This is a genomic window from Flavobacteriales bacterium (assembly GCA_020635395.1).
Lineage (GTDB): Bacteria > Bacteroidota > Bacteroidia > NS11-12g > UBA9320 > UBA987.
The window spans coordinates 949,891-973,877 of sequence record JACJZV010000001.1 but is presented as its reverse complement, the minus strand read 5'-3'; the positions used below and the strand labels follow the sequence as shown (position 1 = coordinate 973,877).

The following is a 23,987-nucleotide window of genomic DNA, read 5'->3' as shown; positions in this document are numbered from 1 at the left end:
TTTGAGCCGTAGTTGAAATTTGAAAACATTTTTGATACCCCAATGGGGGAAAATTTGGTAAACTAAATTAAAACCTAAAACCAACCATCGTTGCTAACCTCCAATCAAATTTTTTGCCCACTCTTTTACAGTTTTTACACTTGGATAAAGTCTATTTAGCTTCGCGATGTAGTCCTTTGGAAAGTATTTTGGGTTGCGGCCAAATTCTTTCGACACCACAATTTCATCGATAAATCCATGTTTTACAGCGTTGTGGTCGGCAGTTATTTCTGCCTTTTTCAAAAAACTTGTTAAAAAATAATATTTCACTCCAAACCAAGCCAAATTCCAGCTTGAGCGGTCTTTGTAATCCAAAATATGTCCCAATTCATGAGCCAACCAACCTACAATTACTTCGCTTGGCACTCGCCCGTTTTCCATCATTTTGTTGTGCGTAAAAAATCGCTCTTTCATGATTATTTGATATTCTCTTTTTGAGCGGTGTCTAAGCAGCGATGCAACCTGAGGCTGTGCCAGCATAAATGATTTTGCCGCAATTTTCCCCCATTTAAAGTGGATAAAAGTTTGCTGTAGCTCGGGATATTTGGCCATCACTATCATCACTTCTTTTTCTAATTCTTTGGGGTAGGTTACATATATAGACATCGACAACTTTTTAATACAAATCTATGCACTGAAATTTAAAACGGGTGCAGCAAACAAACAACAAAGCCAAAACTTTCAATTATTTTTGGCCAATGGTTTGGAGATTGTCGGTTTTGCTGTTTTTTCAATTTTTGTTTTTGCAAAGCAATGCACAATTGCAAAATGTATGCGTTGATTCAAACCAAATAAACCAGTATTACCAATGCAACGAACCAAGTTTTACCCCAGTTTGCGGGTGCAATCATCAAACGTATCGAAATCAATGTGAGGCATTTAGAAACTATGGCGTGCAAAGCATTTTGTATGATGGAGTTTGTCAGGAAGAATTTATGTTTTCGAGCATTTACCCAAATTTGACTTCCGATTTTTTTGATCTGTATGTGCAATTTTACACAAAAAGTCCTCTCACAATTCAGGTTCGAGACGCTTATGGAAAATTGGTTCTCACGCAAAATCATCTGGCCATCGACTCCCGAAAATTTAGTTTCGACACCACTTCCTATCACGAAGGTTTGTACTTTGTTTTTATTATTTCCGGCGATGTGGTGGATATTCAACGGTATATGAAAATTAGTTATTAATGAGACTTGAATCAATACATACGGGTAATTTTAAGCTTGATGGTGGTGCAATGTTTGGCGTAATTCCAAAGGTAATTTGGAACAAACTGAACCCCGCCGATGAAAATAATTTGTGCAACTGGGCCATGCGTTGTTTGTTGGTAGAAGACGGAAACCGCTTGATATTGATTGACAATGGGTTAGGCGACAAGCAGAGCGAAAAATTTTTCGGCCATTACTACCTCAACGGCGATAATAGTCTAAAAAAATCGTTACATGCCGCTGGGGTTGATTTTGATGACATCACGGATGTAGTGCTTACTCATTTGCATTTCGACCATTGTGGGGGGAGCATAAAATGGAATAGCGGAAAAACCCATCTTGAACCCGCTTTTAAAAACGCTACATTTTGGAGTCATACCGACCATTGGAATTCGGCGATACACCCCAACCCACGCGAAAAAGCCTCTTTTTTGACCGAAAACATTATGCCCATTCAAGAAAGTGGACAGTTAAAATTTGTGGGCGATGATTTGAAAATTTCAGAAAATGTTTCGGTGATATTGGCCGATGGCCATACCGAAAAAATGATTTGTCCAAAAATAAATTTCAATGGCAAAACAATTGTTTTTGCAGCAGATATGATTCCATCGGCGGCTCATATTCCGCCCCATTACTGTATGTCTTACGATATACATCCTGTGGTGCGAATGCAAGAAACCGAAGCCTTTTTAAAAGAGGCCGTGGCCAACAACTACACACTTTTTTTTGAGCATGACTTAAATAATGAGTGTGCAACGATTTGTTTTGAAAACGGAAAATACAAGGCTCAGGATATTTTTGATTTGTCGGATTTTGCCAAATAAAATTTCGGTTGGTTTAATTGAATTTGACTCCGAACAATACATCGAGTCGGTGGCTTTGCGTGATGAAGTTCTAAGAAAACCACTCGGCTTTTCTATCAGTTTGTTAGACATTGAAGACGATAAAAATCAATACCATATTGGTGCCACTAATGGAGAAACTTTAGTGGGTATTTTATTGCTAAAAGTGCTATCAACCGATTTGGTTAAAATGCGGCAAGTGGCGGTAAAACCTAACTTTCAGAACCAAGGAGTAGGCAAAAAAATGGTTTTATTTTCGGAAGAATTTGCCAAAGCAATTGGTTTTAAAACCATCGAACTGAATGCCCGAAAAGTGGCCGTAGAATTTTATTTATCACAAGGTTACCACATTGTTAGCGAACAATTCATGGAAGTAGGCATTCCACATTTTAAAATGGAAAAATCTCTATAAATAACTTCCTTTGCACTTGCTTGAAAACATCGGCTATTATACCCAAAACCCTCGCCCACCTTCGAAAGTTGCGTTTGGAGGATTTGCAGGAATATTGCCAAAATCAACGCACATTTTTGATAGAAACTATTCTTGAAAACGGTGGTCATTTTAGTGCCAACCTCGGCACGGTGGAGTTGACTGTGGCTTTGCATTATGTTTTAAACACTCCAACCGACCAGTTAATTTGGGATGTTGGCCATCAGGCCTATTTGCATAAAGCACTGACCGGACGAAAAAATGAGCTGAAAAACATCCGCAAAAAGGAGGGCATCAGTGGTTTTCCAAAAATGTCGGAAAGTGCGTTTGACACCTTTGGTACCGGACACTCCAGCACCTCTATCAGTGCCATTTTGGGCATGGCCATAGCCGATAATCTGCACAAAATAAAACGCGAACATGTGGCCGTAATTGGCGATGGCAGCTTAACAGGCGGAATGGCTTGGGAAGCCTTAAACAACGCAGCCGAAAGCAACACCAATATTTTAATTATTATAAACGACAACCAAATGGGCATTGACCCAAATGCCGGGGCTTTGAATCAATATTTAAACAACATCAACACAAAAAACAATTTTTTTACTGAGCTTGGTTTCCATTATCAATTCACACAAAATGGGCATGATGTAGTAGATTTGGCAAACACTCTAAAAAATATCCTCACAATAGAAACTCCAAAAATTTGGCATATTAAAACCATCAAAGGAAAAGGCCATGCCCCTGCCGAGGCCGAACAAACCAAGTTTCATGCGGTGAAATATGTAAAAATTGATGAGGCTGAAGCCGATGAAAAGTTTGACAAGTTTCAGGATGTTTTTGGAGAAACCTTGCTAAACCTGGCCTTGCAAAATGATAAAATTGTCGGCATTACTCCGGCCATGCCAACGGGTTGTTCCATGAAAATAATGATGGAAAAATTGCCAGAACGTACCTTTGATGTGGGCATTGCAGAACAGCATGCAGTTACGTTTGCCGCCGGATTGGCTGCCAACGGCATGATTCCGTTTTGTAATATTTATAGCACTTTTTTGCAACGAGCCTACGACCAAGTAATACATGATGTTTGCCTTCAAAATCTTCCAGTCATTTTTTGTCTCGACCGTGCAGGTGCTGTGGGCGAAGATGGTGCAACACACCACGGACTGTATGATTTGGCTTATTTGCGGTGTTTGCCCAATATTTCCATTTTTTGCCCTGCCGATGAGGTAGAATTGCGAGATGCCATGCAGTTGGCGGTAGAATTGAAAAAGCCCATTGCCATTCGGTATCCAAAAGGCGGAGGTTCTGTTTTAGGTTGGAAGAGTAAACCAGAAATAAGCCTTCAAAAGCCAGAAATAATCAATGTCGGAAAAACAACCTGCATTTTGAGCATTGGCACGATGTTGCAACAATGCAAAGCAGCCTTAGAAAAATTAAATTCAGAAGGTATCAAAGTTGGTTTAATAAACATGCGGTGGCTAAAGCCGTTAAATTTCAATATATTGGATTCTGTTTTCAATCAATACAAAACCCTTGTTACTATTGAAGATGGCGTGGTTTCCGGTGGTTTTGGCTCAGCAATATCGGAATATGCAGCTCAAAAAAATTACTACGGAAAAATTATAACTCTCGGTTTTCCGAATCAGGTAATTGAACACGCCACAAGAGAAGAACTGTTTACGGAGTTTGGCTTGGATACAGAGTCGATTGTTAGGTTAATAAAAAAGAACCATTGAGAAATTAAAAGTATTTTCCTTGAATTATGTGTTTTCCTGCAATCGCTTTCTCCCCAAATGTGTAGATTCAATTATTAAGTGCAACACATTGCTAAATGGTATCCAGTACTTTTTAGAAAAATTCGTTTTTTGGAAATAAACAGGAGAAATTAAGATTCCCTAATTCTCATCAAAAATCAATGTAACTGGCATTCCAAATCCCAATTTATTCCATTTTCAAACGGAAGTTTTCTGATTGACCTAATTCGATATCTAAAGAAATTACAAATGTAAACCCCTCCCTCTTTTAAAGCATATTCTTAATCTCCCAATCAAAATTAACATAGGTGTATGTAATACATTTGTTTCTAATGAAAAATGCCGAAGCTACCTTGCTACCCATTACGGTGTATGTAACCCACCTTCCATATTTCTTATCATTCCAATACCGTCCTTTTTTTAAAAGATTTCCGGAATTTGAGAATTGGAGATATTTCCCAAAATGTTTTCCATTGCGGAAATGTTCAATTGTTTTGGCATTTGTACTTGGATCCAATGTAACCCAAGTACCCTTCTTCTCTCCTTTTTTGTTGAGTCTATTAGGGCATTTATCAACTTTTGAGTTTGCAACTATCGAATTACTTATCAAAAAGATTAAACAAGGGATGGTTAAAAATATTTTTTTCACATTTATAACAAAGGCCAAAGTTACAAAATTCGTTTTACAATACTGCATTTCAATCGAATTGCTACTCATACAAACTGAAGTTCTTGTTGTTAACAAAAACTACCATTCCCCTACTACTAAAACCCACCCAAATCAAGCAAAACACCCACTGCCAAAGGTGGTAAATTATAGTTTACCAAATTATTCGTATTGTCGCTTAGGCGGTAATCGGCGGTTAAGACAAACTTATTAAAGCCCAATCGGGCATGAGCCGAATAGTTGAATGGTTCGATGTATTTAAGACCGTATAAAATGCTTTTTTCGGAGGTATAATTGCTGTTGTCGGGTGCAGTAGTTTTGGTAAAAAAACGATTTCGATAGGCATAATCTGCCGAAATGCCTATCTCCAAATAACGGCCAAGATAGTTGCCTCTTCTTCCATAATTAAATCTGTTGGCAAACTCCAATCGGGCGGTTTGCATCACCAAATTGGCATATTTTACATTGCTGCTGTCGGTTTTAAACTTGTATTTATCAAATACATAATCAAGCCGAAACACGAGGCTATAGGGCTGAGACACCCGATATTTGTAATATACCCCGGCGTTGAATTGCCAACTTGCAGCGTTTTTTAAAGAAAATGAATCATTGTCGGTGTTGCCAATGATAGACGCAAAACCAACGTTTCCGGCATAAAAATGCTTTCTGTTCCTCCCGAAATTGCTAACCACGGTATCTTCGTTTACATCCTGCTTTAGCATAATGCTTTGAGCATTCGCACAAAAAAAAGAAGCCACGGCAACTGCCAATATTATTAATCTTTTCATTTTTATTTTATCACTATTTCTTTAAAATATCCTCTATAAAAAACCCGAAGTGTAAACGGTCGGGCATAATCCGTTTTTTTAATTTTTAATGGGCTAAGGGTTTGGGTAAGGTCTTCATCCTCTACGCTCAAATATTTATCCGAAAACAGGCTACCAAAGGGGTCGATTACAAAATATTTATCCAGATATCCTTTATCGTTTTGGATATGATAAAACAAATAATCCGGACATTTTACATAACGACCTTCCCATTTTAGGGTTTCTTCGTCAATGGATGTGGTGTCAGTGAGCATTATTTCTATCGTTTTACTTTTAACGACAATTTCAAAACTTGGAGAGGGTTCTTGCGGAAAAGGGATGATGAAATATTTGGCCTGTGGCACGCCATAACCGTGGGCGTAGTCAAAATAGGGATACAAATCGGCTGATTTTTCAATTTCATGAAATAAATCCATCGACTTATAACCCATTCTTATTTGTTTGGCACACGCCACAAAACCCGCCACCAACGGCCCACTAAAACTGGTTCCCTGCGTTTCAGAAATTCCTTTTGGCCCACTGCCGATTACGTGGCCATAGGCTGTCACGTTTGGTTTCATTCGTTTATCCCAGGTGGGTCCAAAAGAGCTAAAACTGGTATGAATACCCGTTTTGGGGTTAATACCCCCTATGCTCAAAACACTGTCTGCATCAGCTGGTGTTCCGATTCTTTTCCAATCGTTGCTACCCTCGTTTCCGGCAGAATTTACCACAATAATTCCTTTGCTGGCAGCCATGTTGGCGGCTTTTGCCACCAAACTATGTGTACCATCCATATCTTCCACAAAATATCGGTGAATCGTATATCCCAGCGAACTGTTAATTATGTCTGCCCCATTTTTGTCGGCCCACTCGGCAGCTTCGAGCCAGTTCTCTTCTTCGGCATAAAACTCGGTGCGAGTTTCTGTGCGGGCAAGCAAATATTGGGCACCGGTGGCTAAACCCATAATTTGACCGTTAATTTTACCACCAACACAACTCATTACAAAACATCCGTGTGTGCCGCCACAATCAACATTTTCTTTGTTTTTGGCAAAATCGTAGGTGGCAATTATCCTATTTTCAGCTCTGATGTGTTCAAAAGCCGGATTGGTTTTGTATGATTTGAATCCAACATCAAAAATGGCCACCCGAACCCCGCTTCCATCAATTTTGTTATTGCTAAACGTTTCGCCATTCATCCGTTTAATTTGGGCTTTCAAAAAGTCTATTTCATCATCGGTTGGAGTAAAATTGCCTTCATCATCAGTTTGCTCCATGCCAGCAAAGTATTTCTGTATCTCGGATGAAACAATGCGAACGCTGCTAACAAAAGGTAACTTCAATAGCTCTTTTTGTTGCTCTGGAGTGGCTAAACAGCAAACGGCATTAAACCATCGGCTCACCGCTCGGTTGTTTTGCGTTATTTCAATAATCTGAGAAATATAAGCCTCATTAACAGGCACATCAGTGTAGTCATACAGGTTTATCCCATTCAACATTCTTCGCTCAATGGCTTTTGAATCAAAAAAAGTGTATGGATTAAAATTGGCGGTATCTTTATCTTTAAAAAAAACCCAAACTTTATCCTGTGCCTGAGCCAAAAACCCTAATGCTATCAGGATGGTAAATACAATTGTTTTTTTCATTTATCTTTTTTTGTTGAAGTATAACTTGATATACTTTTTCTTCTCCGTTGTCAAACTGCTTTTTGCATGTGGCATCAGCCTTATTAGCTGTTATGAATATCTTACCTGTCTCCGTCAAATAAATCGCCAAAATGACCGAGAATACTTCCCTCCCCTTTTCTTGTTCCGGGCAGCCCACTTCCGGCAGTAATTACTCTTCCGGCCAATCGGCTAAAGGGTAAACTTTGAATCCAAACACTTCCAGGCCCTGTAAGGACTGCATAAAAAACGCCCTCTCCGCCAAAAAGCGTGTTCTTAATTCCACCCACAAATTGTATGTCATATTCAATATTCTGAGTAAAAGCTACTATGCATCCGGTATCAATTTTCAACACCTCCCCTACTCTAAGCTCTCTTTTTACAATATTGCCTCCGGCGTGTACAAAGGCCAAACCATCGCCCTCTAATTTTTGCATAATAAAGCCCTCTCCACCAAAAAAACCGGTGCCAAGTTTTTTCTGAAATTCAATACCAACCGAAACACCTTTGGCGGCACATAAGAAAGCATCCTTTTGGCAAATTATTTTACCCCCCAATTCTTCAAGATCTAATGGAATAATTTTGCCTGGATACGGGCTGGCAAATGCCACCCTCTTTTTTTGGGTATCGGCATTAGTAAAAACGGTCATAAACAATTTTTCGCCAGTCAAAACTCTTTTTCCTGCATTCAAAATTTTATCGAAAAAAGAGTCATGTTGTTTAGAACCATCACCAAAAATGGTCTCCATGGTTATGCCATTGGGCATATACATAAAACTCCCGGGTTCGGCCACCACTGCTTCTTGTGGGTCCAACTCTACCTCCACAAATTGCATTTCTTCACCAAAAATTTCAAAATCAACTTCGTGTGCGTTCATATTTCAATTGATATTAGGTCTGCAAATTGCACAAAAAAAAATTGATACTTTTTGGCTAAACGACAAGTTGATAAAAAACATCCATCAAAATTATCTGCTTCGCATTTTGGGATCCTTTTTTCCGAACAATCCGCTTTTGGTTTTTGATTTTTTAAAGTCATCCGGATTATCGCCACTTCCATAGGCAGGACACTCTGCTTTTCGTTTTTTACATCCGGGCATCGACACCCCTACGGCAATCAAAAAAAAGACAGCGAGCAATTTGAGATATTTTAAAGTCATGCAAGCAAATTTAAGAATTATGTATAAACTGATGTAATATTGGCAAAAGTAATACTGCATCTAAAATCAAAGATTTTTACATTTGCCCTATTGCATGACGTTGGTTTGAAGTTGAAAATATTTATAGGATGTTTTTTTGTTTTGGCAGGCATGATTGCTAATGCCCAAACCATTACTGTAGTGGATGAGTTTGATGAGGCCATTGAAAACGCTATGGTAAAGATATACAACAAAGAAGCTCATGAATTTTCTATATTTTTTACGGATGAGTTTGGCATTGTTACATTGCCAAAATTGAACATTATTGATTCGGTTTTGGTTTCGCATGTATCTTACAGACAAATTTCATGGGGACTTGACCAGCTCAAAAAACAACGTTTCAGAATTATGTTGGAAAGCAATAACCATTTTCTTTCTACCTCTTTTGTGCGACATAATCCTGATTTTGAAGGACAGAAGAATCAGACCAATCGACAAATAAAAATTTCTTCAAAAAATGTTCAGTTTCTAAACCCTCAAACCTCTGCCGATTTGGTTGGATTGAGTAATCAAATTTTTATCCAAAAATCGCAAATGGGCGGTGGAAGCCCCATGTTTAGAGGCTTTGCAGCAAATAATGTATTAATTGTGGTGGATGGTGTGCGAATGAACAATGCCATTTTTAGAGATGGAAACTTACAAAATATCATTAATTTAGATCCAAATTTCGTGCAAAGCACTGAGGTATTGTTTGGCCCTGGCTCTGTGCTATACGGCAGCGATGCCATGGGCGGTGTTATGGTTTTTGAAACCAAAAATCCGAGATTGGATAGCATATCGCACTACAATGGTAATGTGATGCTTAGAACCCAATCGGCCAATAAAGAAAATAGCTGGCACGTAGATATGGGCTACGGAAAGACAAATTTTGCCGGCATTACAAGCATTTCTATATACAACTTTGGTGAGCTAAAAATGGGAGCCAATGGCCCAAAAGAATACACAAGACCCATCTATACGGAATATACCGGCCTGAACGATACAATCATTAAAAACGAAGACCCTAATGTTCAGTTATTTACCGGATACAGTCAGTTTAATTTTAACCAAAAATTCAGATACAAATTCAACAAAAGAAATGATTTGATTGTGCATTTTGGACATACCACCAGTTCTGACGTGCCGAGATATGACCGATTGACCCAACAAAGCAAAGGACTTCCAAAATATGGCGACTGGCACTATGGTCCTCAAAAATGGACTCAGCTAAATGCCCGCCACACACTTCTTTTTGATAAAAAGAAACTGGCCGACCGAATGGTAGCCACACTTGCTTTTCAAAATTTTGGAGAAAGCCGCGTTGAGCGGGCTTTTCAGAGCAAAATAATTTACGAAAATGTGGAGAAAGTACGGGTGTATTCGGCAAATATTGACTTTGACAAAAAGAAAGGAAAAACCGATTTGATATACGGCATTGAATCCGTTTCCAACTTTGTTCAATCATTCGGGAGTATCTCGTCAATCGATTCTGGTTATATGTCGGCCAATGTAAGCCGTTATCCAAACAGCAGCACGCTGCAAACAATGGCTGGCTATGCTTCGGCCAAAACCAAACTCTCTTCAAAAATGATGGCTTCTGCGGGCATCAGATATTCTTATATAAATTTGTATGCACCTTTTACCGATACGTTTTATTCATTTCCGTTTAGTGAAATTCGGCTAAAAAAATCTGCATTTAGCGGCAGTTTGGGAGTGCGATTTTTGGCAAATGCCTCCACCTATGTTTTTGCCAACATTGCCTCCGGTTTTAAAGCCCCGAACATTGACGACATGGGCAAAATATTTGACAATCAACCAAATAGGGTAACCATACCCAACCCCAACCTAAAACCCGAATATTCATACAATTATGAAATGGGTTTGTTTACCAATTTGGGCGGAAAAGTGCAATGGATGATAAACGGATACTACACCTTAGTTGACAACTTAATTGTCCGTGATGATTTTAGTTTGAACGGTGTTGATAGTCTTCTGTTTAATGGCTCCATGCTTCGCACACAATCGTTGGTAAACTCCAGTAGAGGTTTTATACATGGCATCGAAACCCAGATACAGTGGAGTATTAATTCTTTTTTTGAGTTGAAATCAAACTTCAACTATATAAGTGGCAAAACCTCAGACAACATGTCCATTAGGCACGTTACACCAAACTTCGGGAACACCTCTTTAAACTACAAAAAGAATAAAATTATGATTTCGGCTTATGCAAATTATAACACCGAACTCGCCTTTGAGAAACTGGCACCCACCGAACAAGGAAAAGCCTATTTGTATGCAAGAGATGCAAACGGAAATCCTTATGCACCGGCATGGTGCACACTCAACCTAAAGACTTCTTTCAAAATTAATAAATCATTAAAAGCCAACATTGGTTTAGAAAATATAATGAATAAAAGATATAGGCCATACAGCTCTGGCATAACAGCTCCGGGCAGAAACTTGGTACTTTCTGTTTATTCCGTATTTTGATTTGGTAAAATTTAATTGTGTGAATGTCCGTTAAAATTGTGTTATGAAAATAATAAAAAGTGCTTTAATTCTCTTGGTTTCCCTGTATTCAACTTCCGTTTTTTCACAAACCTTTAATGCTTTTGGTGTAAAAGTTGGAGCCAACTACGGAGAATCAATTATTAATGAAACCTTTAGTCAGGGTGGTGTTGATTTTAACTATGCTACGCATGAAGCCGATGTGGCGGTTCCGTGGGGAATTTTTACCCGATTTAAAGTTTCAAAAGTTGTGTTTCAGCCCGAGGTTTTGGCCAGCAACTACAAAACTAAAATGAAACTGAGCAGCCCAAATTACGACAGTATTTTAACGTTGAAACAAAATCGATTCGATATTCCATTGCTATTTGGGTATGCACCCATAAAACGTTTTAGATTGTTGACGGGTCCTGTCTATACTAAAATGCTCGAAAACAACGTGGGCACCAACGAGTTTTTGTTCAAAGAGTTCAAAACGGTTCTTAATGGAGGGTCTTGGGCTTGGCAACTCGGTTTTGGTTTTAACATTGGCAAAATAAACATCGACTGCAAATACGAAACCAGCCTCGGCAAACTTGGAGATTCGGTAACAATTAAAGGTCAAGAATTTAAGTTTGACCAACGTAACAATACAGTGCAAGTTACTTTGGGACTCAATTTCGTTACACCGAGGTAGGGATTACAAAATAGTTATTTTTTGTCGAAAGACTTCGCCGCCAGCAGAAATCAAAAGCACATATATGCCTGATTTTAAGTCAGATATATTCATTTTGATACGCTCTGCCTCTTCCACTGTATCGTTTAATTTTATTTCTTTACCCGAAATATCAAGCAATTTAATGGTGGTTATTTTCGATGAATTAACCCCACTTAATTTTACATAAACATACGACTCACTGGCCGGATTTGGATAAATGTTCATGTTTCTATTTTCAACTACATCGACATTCAAATTTTTCGTAATCACCACTGTTGCTTCAATTCTTTCACTTAGTGGCAACGAAGAATCTGGATAAACCCGGCGGCATGTTCTCCCATCCAATTGATATTTTGTCTCTAAATACGGATGATAAACCCCAGTGTCTGTGTATTTTTTTGTTATTAAATCATGTTCCTCAACGAAATCAAAAGTTCCATCATCCCAAAAGAATTTGGAAGTATCTGCGTTTGAAAGTCCAAAATTATAACAGATAATTTCAAGATTTTCATGAATGTCCATGTAGAAACTATCAAAGATACTAACCCTATTATCCGCAGGTTGAAATTGAGGATTAATACCCTCTAATTTTACTTTTTTCGATATGTTCTCTACATTACATCCATATTTTAATGACCGTGGGGTCATCAAAATTTCATACTCACCATTCATTACAAATACTTTGTTTAGAATCTCAGCTGTATCTTTAAATTGAGTATGATTATCATATTTAATTTCCCAAACTGGGCGTGTTAGGCTATCAAAATTATCGGTTTGTATAATTTTACTTTTGCCTTTTAGTGTTAGAAAATGAGCACAATTTTCTCCTACAAGACTGTCTTTTAATTCAAAATCACTACTATCTAGGCCTATAACTTCTATCTTCATCACCGCTGTATCCATGCAGCCTAAAGAGTCTATGGCCACGGTTGTAATCATATAAATACCGGGTTCATTATAGGTATGAAACATTCTCAAGTTTCGTTGAAACTCCAAAGTATCTGTTTCGCCCCAATCAACCAGTTTTATCTCTTTGTTTGAAACATATCGCCGACCATCATCCCAAAATTTTCTTGGGTCAGCTGGATAATCATCTGGAAAAGTAATGCTGGAATTTTGAAAATATCTTATCGAATCAAACACAAACATTTCGGAGCCAGAACAAATAACATTATCAATGATTCGATAGGAATTGATAAATCCTGTCACTATGGTATCCTGAAATACCCGATAGTGCTGATTTTTATCTTTCAAAATAAAAGTGGAATAAATTATAGAATTGCTACGGTCATGAACGGTGTCCCAATTTCGGTTTTTAAATTCCCTGTGAGCAAAGGTTAAATCAGGTTTCCATAGATTGGCCATAGTCGAATTTCCGTCAAACAGACTATCGTATCCTGCAATACTTGAATCGCGAAAATGCAATATTTCGGCCACTTCAATTGATTTACTCTTGGTTTCATCGGTATATCGGTATCGTTTGTTCCCTGCTGTAAAAACAAGTGGGTCGTGGTTTTCGTAGGTTTTTAATTCTGCTGATATTAGGTTTGACAAAGTGGTATCGATGCAGTTGAAAATGCCATTGTAAGATTCAAAATCGTTAGTCTTTACGATGTTATACAATTGTTTCAATTCAATATTTTGGGTTAGATTAATTTGGGGGTTAATTTGAAATGTATAGTAAAAATCTTTGATAATGGAGGTAACTATGGTATCACGAAAAACCTCGCCATCAATGTCCGTCTGGATGGTTCTATCCACAAAATTGCAAAGCCAATTTTCGCCGTTGTAGGCCACTGCACTGTCGTTTCTACCCATTTTGGGTCCCAAATAGGGTTGGTTGTAATAAAATTTTTCGGTTTGCAAAAGCTCCGATTCATTTATTACAAATTTCCAAGTTAACTCTTCTATCTGTTTACTGTGATTCTGATTCGTTAGTTTTAAGAATACGTCGTCCTTTTTGCAATAGTAGTTTGAGTTATTTTTGCCACCCACAGGGTAAACATCGAAATCAAAAAAACTAATTTCAAAAAAGTTATGATACCAGAACGTATCCAAAACTGCCGGAATTCCCATAGAATCCAATTGACCCATGCCAATAATAATACCCACCGTAACCGGAATTTTGAGCGGAGATGAATGATTTTTATAATCCGAAAAGGAATATTTTAAAGAAAATCGATCTGTGGTTTCAACTAAATCAACATCAAAGGGCAATGAGCCGTTATTTTCAAAAAAACGGCAAATATTTTTGTTTCTAAAGTCAAAAAAATTGTTGGAAATATTAGAATCTTGACAAACAGCAAAATAAGATTGTCCGCCTGTATTTAAGCTAAAATTAAAAACGAGTTCGTCTGGCAGCTGATAGGCAACGGGGCTTAATAATTGTAAATATCCGTTTTGGATGGATTGAGAAAAAATATGTCCTGTATCTTTTGAAATTCGTTTTGAAACAGTATCTAAAAGCAATAACTCAGGATAAAAATCGTGGCGAATATTTTGCTGAAACCAACTTTTATGTTCAACAAGCTGATTGGTGTCCACCATCGTAATTTGACAATTTCCGTTGAACACCGAAATTTTCTCAAAGGCGAAATTCTTTGCATAGAAATCGGTAACATAAATGCTGTCCCAATCGGGGTACATGTGCGTGGCATCTAAGTCCTCACTAAAATTACAATTTTTACCCACGTTTTTATTTTTTGCCGTAGAAGTGGTGCATTGCTCGGAATAATCATCGTTAAAATACCACAGCCGATGCACCCGGCCATCATTGGTTCTATTTTTTAAGTGTTGGGAGGATGTGGCGGCCTCAAAAACTCCAGATTCGTTTTTAAATACATAGGCTTTTCGTCCATTAATTAAGTTAATAGAATCCTCATCTTCTGTTAAATAGTCGTTTTGGTAAAAAATGGATTTATCCAAAAAATAAGCCCTTTGCCCCCCACCGTATTGATATTTGTTTTGTTCAATACTCAGCTTTGCCACAGGCCCTAAAACTAAAAATGTGTCGGTATATTGCTTAAAACACTGTGCCTTTGACACATCCAACAACACTTTTTTGGGGCCGGTAGATTTGTATTTGTGCATCAGATTGGCTCTGTTTGTAGAATCTATATTATCGAGTGAATAAGCATCCCCAAAATTCCATCGATATTGGCAATCTTGACTCAAAGGTTTGTCAAACGAGAGGCTAAGCCAGCCTGCAGAGTCAGCAATGTTTTTGTTTGGCACATTAACTATTTTTCCATCAATTACAATATTCTCAAATTCATAAAAAGAAACATAAGTATAAGCACAACCACTTTTTGTTGCAATACTTAGAGAAGGTCTAAATTTACCCGGTTTATGTTTTACAAAATGAATCACATGGTTGTTTTCAGCCCCATACCAAAAACGGGAATCAGCTGAACTGCCAACTATGCTGTCGCCATTCCCAAAATCCCAAACGTATTGTTGAATATCCGACAATTCCAGTCCCGAAGGGTAAATTTGAAAAGTCAACAAGGTAGAATCACAACCAATGATATTTTCGGTGGTTGGCCAAAACATAACACGGCAATCTTGTGCAGCAATATCGTTTTGAGTACAAATAGAAAAGGTAAGGAAAACTAAGTTTAAAATTTTTTTCATACGTTCAATCAACTTTTGTTTGATTAGAGACGGCTGAAAAATTAAAAAAGTTGCACGCAGTATTTTACAACACCAAAATTTTCTGTGAAAAGACTTTCTTGTTTTGGCTATTTAGGACATATACAAAATAAGCTCCGGCGGTTAGATGTGCTGTATCAAAGGTAAATTGGTTGATGCCTATTTTTACTTCTTGCTCTAACAAAACATCCACATGTTTGCCCATGGCATCATACAAATCAAAGGTCATTTTCTCTGCACTTAAAGCCATAAACTGAAATGTGGCCGACTGCAAAACAGGGTTCGGATAAACCAACAAATCGGTGGATGAAGAAATTGTGTTTAATTGGTTATCCACTTTTACAGCCCCTATCCAGGCACTGTTAAATCCTCGGATATTTGTTCCCAATTTTTTGCCATACGAACCACTCATCCAAACCACTCCCGGTTGATTGTATCTGGTTTGAATGCCGGTATAATCGCCCCATCTCTCCAAACTATCTGTAAGTCTGTCCACCGCAATATCGCCTTGTTTTATAACCACAATTGGACTAAATAATGCTTCGTTTCCAGCAACTCGATTATGAAAAATGGCCGAAGTTCCGCAAAAGTCGAACTCAGAAGTGTGCGAAAAAGTAATAACTGAGGCGTGCGGATTTTCAAGACTTCCTGCATAGGCAATAGACGGATAGGCAAATTCGAGTGTGTCATGGGTAATATATTCAGACTCAATTTGGCCATTTTCTAAATTTAAAAAACTGTGCATAAGACCCGGCACACCTGTTTCGGGAATCATAGTACTTTGCACAAATTGAATGTAGCCACTTTCGGAAATAGCCGATAATACACGAGCATCGTTGGTTTGTAACAGATTTTCGGTATTGGGCTGAAATGCCGAAGGTGGCACTCCATATTTTTTATTGGTTTGAAGCACTTTCAATTTGTATTCTGATATGTTTGATTGTTGCGAATTAGTGATTTCGTGGATAAATACTGTATCATTGGCTGCATCCCCGGGCCGAACCGTTAAAAAGTGCATGTTTGGCGATGTAAAATCGCTACCACCCTGAACCACGCAGATACTCCAAAGCGACCGATTGTTGTACTTCAAATCATACCACAAGTCTTGATAAATAGAATCGAGTCCATCATAGCCGGATTGTTTGTTTACCTGCCAAATAACCGACTGTTGAAAGCCCTCTTGCCAACTTGTGCTGTCTTTCAAAATATTGACCGTAATAAACAAATCTTCTTTGCTTTGGCCAATAATTGGATAGTCGCTCCAAGTTTTGCCCAAAAAAGGGTTTCCATCAATGGCATAAAAATTCCAAATTCCAAGCGGGTCGTTTGTTTCGCTAAAACCAGTGATTATGCGGGTATCCTTACTGGCACTTCCTTGTAAAAATACCAAAATAAATCGGTCGGCAATGGGGTCATAACTCACTTTGGGGTCATACGTTCTATCCAAGTTTGGAAGTTGCCCGTCAACAATATTTTTGAGCGTAGTAAACTTGAGCAACTTTCCGGTAGAATCTAAAATAGTAACAGACGAATTGATGGCACTCATAACAATTCCGGCATTAGAAATAGCCATTGAGTTATCGCATGGAATACCTGATGAGCCAACCGGAAGTCCATCAAAGTCAGTTAAAACCGCTGGTTCAATTTCTTCAGAGTTTTTATCGTATTTATTGAATGAATGAGAAAACCTTCTCTTGCGGTTTTGGTCTAACATTTTTTTTACCGTCTCATAGTTTACGGATGGTTTGGGGTATTCTTCCGCAATATTTTCGAGCAGAGCTTTTGGAGTTTCAACATCTGCCAACCGAATGGTTTTTATTTTTTGCGAGGCGATATTCGGTTGGTGTTTAAAGTCCACATTCTGCGAAAAACCTACCGAGAAAACCAGAATTAACAAGTATGTAAAAACTCCCTTCATGTGGTCAAAAATAGGGCATTTTTTTGTTTTGAGGGCGGGCGTTGCAAGTTTTTAATATTCCATTTTCAAGCCCCAGCGGGGCAACATCATAATAACAAAACGACGCAATCAGATCGTAGCCCCATAGGGGCGATATCATAATAACCTAACAACACAAACGAATCATAGTCCCGTAGGGGCGACATGCTTTGAAACGAGGCGATATTTCACTACTACGGAGTTGCAATTGTCTTGGTTTAATAAGTCTATTAAGATACGGCTCCTACGGAGCTGGATTTGGTTTTGGTTTCTTATCAAGCTGTCAATTTCGTAGGAACCTGTTGAACTTTGTTCCAAACCATACACCATACTAAGTTCAGCCGATTGTTTAAACCCAAAATGGGCCAGTTCAAATGATTAAATTGTCCCATTTTGAAACTCTTTGATTCATGGAAATCAGACCGATGACACCAAATTTGAAGTTAAGTATCCGGAATAATGCCCCTCTACCTCACCACTGTTTGAACTCTATCCGGACCCAAAGAGATGATTTTTATTTTCGTTCCTATTTGGTTTTCGAGCCAATGAATGTAGTTGGCAAATGTTTGTGGAAACTCAGCCTCTGACCTAACGGCGGTCAAATCTTCCGACCATCCTGCATGACTTTCATATACCGATTCCAAATCGGCTTGAATAAAATCAAACGGAATTTGATGCGTGGTGTTGCCGCTTTTGTCTTTGTACCCCACTCCTACTTTTACCTCTTCAAAACCACTCAGCACATCCGATTTCATCATAATTAGCTCATCTACACCACTGAGCATCACCGCATATTTCAAGGCCACCAAATCAAGCCATCCACAACGCCGAGGTCGCCCAGTGGTTGCTCCAAATTCAAAGCCTTTTTTTCGTAGTTCTTCGCCCATGATATTGTGCAACTCCGACGGAAACGGTCCACTTCCCACCCGTGTGCAATAGGCTTTAAAAATACCTTTTACAGAACGAATATATTTGGGGGCAATGCCCAGCCCAACAGACATGCCGCCCGAAATGGTGTTGGACGAAGTTACAAACGGATAAGAGCCAAAATCCACATCAAGCATGGAGCCTTGTGCACCTTCTGCCAATATTTTTTTACCATTATTTAGCAATTCGTTGGCAAAATATTCGCTGTCAACAAATTGGTAATTTTTCAACTCTTCTAAGGATGCAAAAAACTCTTTTTCCAAGCCAGGCAAATCATAATCTGCCAAACCAAGTTTTTCTATTTGCCAAAGATGTTTTTGCGAAAGTTTGGTATATCGGTCGTTAAAATCTTCTAAGAAAATATCGCCCAATCGCAGGCCACTTCGGTCATATTTATCGCGATAGGTTGGGCCAATGCCCCGCAAGGTTGAACCAATTTTGGCATCGCCTTTTGATTGTTCTGATGCAGCATCAACCAATTTGTGTGTAGGCAAAATTAAATTGGCTTTGCGGCTTATGTATAGGTTTTTCTTAACGTTGGCTCCTGCTGCTTCGGTTCGTTTTATTTCTTCCATCAACCGCACCGGATCTACCACCACACCATTGCCAATAAGATTTATGCAGTTTTCGTGAAAGATACCACTTGGTATGGTGTTAAGCACATGTTTTTTGCTGTTTATTTCGAGACTATGTCCGGCATTCGGCCCACCCTGAAAACGGGCAACCACATCGTAGTTTGGTGTCAAAAAATCGGCAATTTTGCCTTTGCCTTCGTCTCCCCACTGCAAGCCCAAAACAATATCAACAAATCCCTTTTCAGCCATGTTTTCTTTCTGTTTAAATTTTTTCTAAAACGAAACCTGATTATCGCAATTCAGGCATAATCCATTTTCATCCAGCTTTGGTTTTCCGTAAAGGTTGAGCGAATGTTGGGTAACCTCAAAGTTCAACAAATCGCCCATAGTGCTGGAGGTTTGTTGAATTCGGGGGTCACAAAATTCGGACACTTTGCCGCACACCGTACAAATCATGTGGTCGTGCTGACGGTAGCCAAAGGCTTGCTCAAATTGTGCCATGTTTTGCCCAAACTGATGTTTTACCACAAGCCCACATTCCAACAACAAATCAAGCGTATTATACACCGTGGCTCGACTAACCTGATAATTTCTATTTTTCATTTGTATGTAGAGTGTTTCTACATCAAAGTGGTGCTTTTTGCTATAAATTTCATCCAAAATGGCATATCGCTCGGGCGTTTTGCGTTGTCCTTTTTCTTCCAAATATTTGGTGAAAATATCTTTGACCTCTTCCCGAATATTTCTTTTTTGTTCGCTCATTTTTCTTTTGAATGAATAGCAAAACGCAAAGTTAGACTATTGGGTTGTATAACATTTAAACAAATACATGATAGTTGTCCATATTTGCTCTACACTACAACTCCGTGCGAACCACCTCAATGTGGTGGTCAACTTCTTTTAGCTGCTCAATTAGTTTTTCCAGATGTTGTTTGCCATTTACCTCCAACACCAAATTTCCGACAAAAGTTCCATCGGTGGCCTTAAAGGATACCGATTGCATATTTACCTTGTTCTGCTTTGAAACAACGTCTGTTATTTTTCCAACCAATCCAACTTCGTCAATACCAATAATCTGCAAACCGGCCGTAAATATTTTATTTTTAACCGAAGAATCGGCCCAATGTGCAGGTATAATTCTATACCCATAATTCGACATGAGTTTTATGGCATTGTTACAGTTGGTTCTGTGCACCTTTATGCCTTCACCAACGGTAACAAACCCCATAACCTCATCTCCGGGAATAGGGTTGCAGCACTTTGCAAACGAATAATCAAAAGGCACGTCAATGTCATCACCAATAACAAGTTCGGTATTTTTCTTTGTTGTTTCGGCTGGTCGTTCACTCTTTTTATGGGTATCTTTCGATTCTTTGTGGTCTGAGAGTAACTGCTTGTAACTAACCTCGGCCTGAGGCATTTTATCATCAGCCACCAAAACATAAAAATCGGCCTCACTAATAATTCCAAAATAGTGGCAAAGAATTCGCATATTTTCGGCATTGAGTTGCAATTTCCAATTCCTGAATTTTCGAGCCAAAATTTCCTTTCCGTCGGCAGCTTTTCTGCGTTTTTCTTCTTTTAAAACATGGCGTATTTTACCTTTTGCTTTGCCCGATACCACAAAATCAAGCCAATCTTTTGAGGGCTTTTGTTTGGCTGATGAAATAACCTCAACTTGGTCGCCACGCATTAATTTGTGACTCAGCGGAACAAGTTTTCCGTTCACCTTTGCACCTATACATTTGGCACCTAAATCAGTATGAATTTCGAATGCAAAATCAAGTGCCGTGGCGTTATATGGAAGTCTTACTATATCCCCCTTTGGAGTAAACACAAAGATTTCTTCGCTGAACAAATTCAGTTTAAAATCATCCAAAAAGTCGATGGCATTGTCTTGAGGGTTTTCCAAAATTTCACGCACACGAGATAGCCAATCATCCAAGCCAGAGGCATCCGAGTGATTGCCTTGTTTATATCGCCAATGGGCTGCATATCCCTTTTCGGCAATGTCATCCATTCGCTCGGTTCTTATTTGCACCTCCACCCATTTTCCTCCGGGGCCCATTACGGTGGTATGCAATGATTCATAACCATTGCTTCTTGGTGAAGAAATCCAGTCGCGAAGCCGCTCCGGATTTGGTCGGTATATGCTGGTAACTATTGAATAGACATTCCAGCAATCGCTTTTTTCGCGGTCATGTTCAGATTTTGCAATTATGCGAATGGCAAACAGGTCATAAACTTGTTCAAAGTCTATTTTCTGCTTTTGCATTTTGTCCAAAATAGATGAAATAGATTTTGACCTCCCCTTTATTTCAAACTCTAAACCGGAGTTTTCAAGCTCTGATTTTAGTGGTTTAATAAAGTTGCGGATAAACCTATTTCTTTGCTCTTTTGATGCACTGAGTTTCCGCTTTATGTCCTGAAAAACTTCAGGTTCCATATATTTTAACGATAAATCTTCAAGCTCAGTTTTTATAGTGTATAAGCCCAACCTATGTGCAAGAGGGGCATATAGATATTTTGTTTCTGAAGCAATTTTTAGCTGGCCTTTTTGCGACATGTGCTCGAGGGTTCGCATGTTGTGCAGTCGGTCGCATAGTTTTATCAAAATTACCCTCACATCATCACTTAGTGTTAGCAGCATCCGTCTAAAATTTTCGGCCTGCGGCGAGTTTGATTGGCCAAAATAGCCACTCATTTTAGTGAGGCCGTCGATAATATGGGCTACTTTTTTTCCAAATTTTTTGGAAATTTCTTCGAGGGTTATGTCTGTATCTTCCACCACATCATGCAGCAATGCACATACAATAGAGGTGGTTCCTAAACCCAATTCTTCGGCGGCAATGCGGGCAACTGCAATAGGATGATAGATGTATGGCTCGCCCGATTTGCGACGCATATCTTTATGGGCATCAACAGCCATTTCAAACGCTCGTCTGATTATTTTACCATCACCTTCGTTTCTGCTGTCTTTTGAAACCCTAAGCAATCCTCTGTATCTGTTGAGGATTTCTCTTTTTTCTTCTTCTTCGCTAAGTCTTGCCATCTTTCAGTTTTCAAAAATACATTTCAAAGTGGGTAAAATGATTGTATCAAAATGGGAATTTTTCATAGCTTTGTCCACTGACATACATAGATATATAATTTATGCCAATTACTCCCGACCAAAGTAAAAAAGGAAATTTGGGTTATTATGAAAACGAAGTTGCCGCCAATCATTGGTCTGTTCTTATTGCCAAAAATTCAGGAATTATTAAAGGAAAATATAACGATATTGAACTGCAATTTCAGGCCGACTTACCAAATTTGATAGGGTTTTTAAGAGTTTTTGCCATTCGGGAATTAATACCTAAAAAAAGCACAAAAGAAGACCTTATTTACACAAACATTTTTAATGTGGCAGCAACCATTGACAAAACTATCACTTTAAATATATTGAAAGATAGCTTTGCCAATAGGATTATAGCATTTTTTCTAAACTTAAAAAAAGCGGAGGTTGAAGGGGAGACTTATTGGATAAGCCGAAAAAAATGCTACTTGACAACCCCCGAACAATTGCTGGCTCTGCACAAATTGCAGCTTATTTCTTTTAGAGCAAATAGGGGCGAATTGTTGATGTCTCTGAAAGAATTGCCATACTCTGAGGAGCAAACAACAAGATTGACTAAATTTTTCGATCATGTATCGGAAACTAAGGCTTGATTATTTGAGCCTATAAACATCCACCTCTTTGGTTGAAATAATTTTGGGAAATAAAATGGTTTCTTCAACCACACCTTTAGTTTTATCAATAAATAAAAATTGAGCATCTTTATCCATCCAATTTTTCAAACTTTTATTGGTTATTGTTGATGTTTCAACCGACCACCCTCTCCTATTGATAAAATAAATCAACTGCGGATTTTCACCACCATTGCATACAATTTTCATATTCCTGTCCGAAAAACCATTTGCCATTTCTTCCAAGTTTAATAGATACTCTCTCGTTGGCCTTCTAAGAAAATCATGATGTTGGTTGGCCACCGATTCAATTATGAAAACCGCAAGCAAGCCTATTGCCCATTTATGAGGTATATTGTGCAACAAATATCCCAAAAGCACGGCCATGACGGGTGCAAACGGAACCATGTAATAACTATGTCTTGGAAAAACATTTCCGGTTTTAAATATGAACAAAATCATTGTAAAACTCAATGCCACTAAAACCAACAACTCTATTTTTAGATGTTTTTTTATCAACAAAACAACTCCGCCAACGGCTAATATAAACCCGGAAAACGCAAAAAAGGTGTGAAATGTAAATTGTTCAATCACGGCACTCTTATATTCCATGATTTCAAAAAAACCCTCTCGCAAACTTCTTGGAAAAAAAAGTGGTTTTTGGTTGAGACTAATAAGATGCGGAACCCACTTAAAATACCACCAGTAAACCGGCATCAAGGATAAAATAACTGCAAAACAGAGGAGTACTTTTTTTTGAATTGGGTAATTGCCCAATAAAAAAAACAGCAACGAAGCCACCGGTACCAATGCCGGAATTTTTGACAGCACACCCAATGAAAGCAGAACGCTACCAATAAACAAACTCCAATAATTTCCCTTTTCCATATATTCTGAAAAGAACCACAGAGAAACGATAACCAAGGAAACAGAAAAGGTATCGGGCATAATATCTCTGCCAAAAACAAACCAAAGCGAAAACATTAATCCCAAAACGGAGTAAACGGCCATACTTTCGGAACTGTATCTTTTAATCAGAAAATAGAGTGCCAAGTATGCCGTCATTACAGCAATAAGATTAACTAATCGGCCATACCAATGTTGAAAACCGAACAATTTGATGCAAACCGAAATGCAACCCTGCATAAAAGGAAATTCTGTGGCAATTATTCCATTACCGTTTTCCAAATAGTCAACCTCCGGGTAGAGCAACGATCCGTTTTGCTGCACCATGTTTCGAGCAATCATGGCGGTAACGGTTTGTCGCCAATTGTGTGCGGCATCCAACGGAGGGTAGGTTATGAAAGCTATTTGAAACAGCCCATAGGCAATTAAAATCCATGTAATTTTTTTTCTAAAGAAAGAATTTTGACTCAAAA

19 protein-coding genes are annotated in these 23,987 nt (G+C 38.5%); 7 read left to right on the top strand and 12 right to left on the bottom strand.

Features of this window, described 5'->3' with window-relative positions:
* Positions 1-93: 93 nt before the first annotated feature.
* Positions 94-645: a hypothetical protein gene (locus H6607_04130; protein ID MCB9261540.1), complete on the bottom strand. Its 552-nt coding sequence runs from the start codon at positions 643-645 to the stop codon at positions 94-96.
* A 92-nt stretch (positions 646-737) separates the two neighbouring features.
* On the opposite strand from H6607_04130, the gene H6607_04125 reads away from it, so the two are divergent.
* The 4 genes from H6607_04125 to H6607_04110 are packed head-to-tail and all read left to right on the top strand — an operon-like array spanning position 738 to position 4,255.
* A complete protein-coding gene (locus H6607_04125) occupies positions 738-1,226 on the top strand; it encodes a T9SS type A sorting domain-containing protein (protein ID MCB9261539.1) in 489 nt (162 codons plus the stop codon).
* Entirely contained in the window at positions 1,226-2,071 is an 846-nt protein-coding gene (locus tag H6607_04120; GenBank protein ID MCB9261538.1) for an MBL fold metallo-hydrolase, read from the top strand. Before H6607_04125 ends, H6607_04120 begins: the two co-directional genes overlap by 1 nt.
* Complete coding sequence (locus H6607_04115) at positions 2,061-2,501, top strand: GNAT family N-acetyltransferase (GenBank protein ID MCB9261537.1); 441 nt, start codon at positions 2,061-2,063, stop codon at positions 2,499-2,501. Before H6607_04120 ends, H6607_04115 begins: the two co-directional genes overlap by 11 nt.
* Positions 2,502-2,521: 20 nt before the next feature.
* Positions 2,522-4,255 (top strand): 1-deoxy-D-xylulose-5-phosphate synthase, encoded by a 1,734-nt coding sequence (locus tag H6607_04110; GenBank protein MCB9261536.1) that lies wholly within the window; start codon positions 2,522-2,524, stop codon positions 4,253-4,255.
* Positions 4,256-4,541: 286 nt separating this feature from the next.
* Here the strand turns inward: H6607_04110 and H6607_04105 are convergent, their stop codons facing one another.
* From H6607_04105 to H6607_04085, 5 genes are all read right to left on the bottom strand, one after another.
* Entirely contained in the window at positions 4,542-4,922 is a 381-nt protein-coding gene (locus tag H6607_04105; protein MCB9261535.1) for a hypothetical protein, read from the bottom strand.
* Between the two features lie 116 nt (positions 4,923-5,038).
* Positions 5,039-5,728 carry a hypothetical protein gene (locus tag H6607_04100; protein MCB9261534.1) on the bottom strand — a complete coding sequence of 230 codons (690 nt, stop codon included), beginning with the start codon at positions 5,726-5,728 and terminating at the stop codon, positions 5,039-5,041.
* A 2-nt stretch (positions 5,729-5,730) separates the two neighbouring features.
* Positions 5,731-7,395, bottom strand: coding sequence for a S8 family serine peptidase (locus tag H6607_04095; GenBank protein MCB9261533.1), 1,665 nt, complete (start codon positions 7,393-7,395; stop codon positions 5,731-5,733).
* 101 nt (positions 7,396-7,496) lie between these two features.
* Positions 7,497-8,291, bottom strand: a complete 795-nt coding sequence (locus H6607_04090; protein MCB9261532.1) for a TIGR00266 family protein — start codon at positions 8,289-8,291, stop codon at positions 7,497-7,499.
* 90 nt (positions 8,292-8,381) lie between these two features.
* Entirely contained in the window at positions 8,382-8,573 is a 192-nt protein-coding gene (locus H6607_04085) for a hypothetical protein (protein MCB9261531.1), read from the bottom strand.
* Between the two features lie 111 nt (positions 8,574-8,684).
* Here H6607_04085 and H6607_04080 point away from each other — a divergent pair, with 111 nt between their 5' ends.
* Positions 8,685-11,081 (top strand): TonB-dependent receptor, encoded by a 2,397-nt coding sequence (locus H6607_04080; protein ID MCB9261530.1) that lies wholly within the window; start codon positions 8,685-8,687, stop codon positions 11,079-11,081.
* Positions 11,082-11,124: 43 nt separating this feature from the next.
* On the top strand, positions 11,125-11,772 hold the full coding sequence (locus tag H6607_04075) for an outer membrane beta-barrel protein (GenBank protein ID MCB9261529.1): 648 nt from the start codon (positions 11,125-11,127) through the stop codon (positions 11,770-11,772).
* A gap of 3 nt (positions 11,773-11,775) precedes the next feature.
* On the opposite strand, the gene H6607_04070 is transcribed toward H6607_04075, so the two are convergent.
* The 5 genes from H6607_04070 to H6607_04050 form a co-directional block, all read right to left on the bottom strand.
* Positions 11,776-15,426 (bottom strand): T9SS type A sorting domain-containing protein, encoded by a 3,651-nt coding sequence (locus H6607_04070; GenBank protein MCB9261528.1) that lies wholly within the window; start codon positions 15,424-15,426, stop codon positions 11,776-11,778.
* A gap of 64 nt (positions 15,427-15,490) precedes the next feature.
* On the bottom strand, positions 15,491-17,362 hold the full coding sequence (locus tag H6607_04065; GenBank protein MCB9261527.1) for a T9SS type A sorting domain-containing protein: 1,872 nt from the start codon (positions 17,360-17,362) through the stop codon (positions 15,491-15,493).
* Between the two features lie 485 nt (positions 17,363-17,847).
* Positions 17,848-19,131 (bottom strand): adenylosuccinate synthase, encoded by a 1,284-nt coding sequence (locus H6607_04060; protein MCB9261526.1) that lies wholly within the window; start codon positions 19,129-19,131, stop codon positions 17,848-17,850.
* 24 nt (positions 19,132-19,155) lie between these two features.
* Positions 19,156-19,644, bottom strand: a complete 489-nt coding sequence (locus H6607_04055; protein MCB9261525.1) for a transcriptional repressor — start codon at positions 19,642-19,644, stop codon at positions 19,156-19,158.
* 94 nt (positions 19,645-19,738) lie between these two features.
* A complete protein-coding gene (locus H6607_04050) occupies positions 19,739-21,934 on the bottom strand; it encodes a bifunctional (p)ppGpp synthetase/guanosine-3',5'-bis(diphosphate) 3'-pyrophosphohydrolase (protein ID MCB9261524.1) in 2,196 nt (731 codons plus the stop codon).
* 101 nt (positions 21,935-22,035) lie between these two features.
* Here H6607_04050 and H6607_04045 point away from each other — a divergent pair, with 101 nt between their 5' ends.
* Positions 22,036-22,590 (top strand): hypothetical protein, encoded by a 555-nt coding sequence (locus tag H6607_04045; GenBank protein ID MCB9261523.1) that lies wholly within the window; start codon positions 22,036-22,038, stop codon positions 22,588-22,590.
* Here the strand turns inward: H6607_04045 and H6607_04040 are convergent, their stop codons facing one another.
* Entirely contained in the window at positions 22,591-23,985 is a 1,395-nt protein-coding gene (locus H6607_04040; GenBank protein ID MCB9261522.1) for a glycosyltransferase family 39 protein, read from the bottom strand.
* Positions 23,986-23,987: the final 2 nt, after the last annotated feature.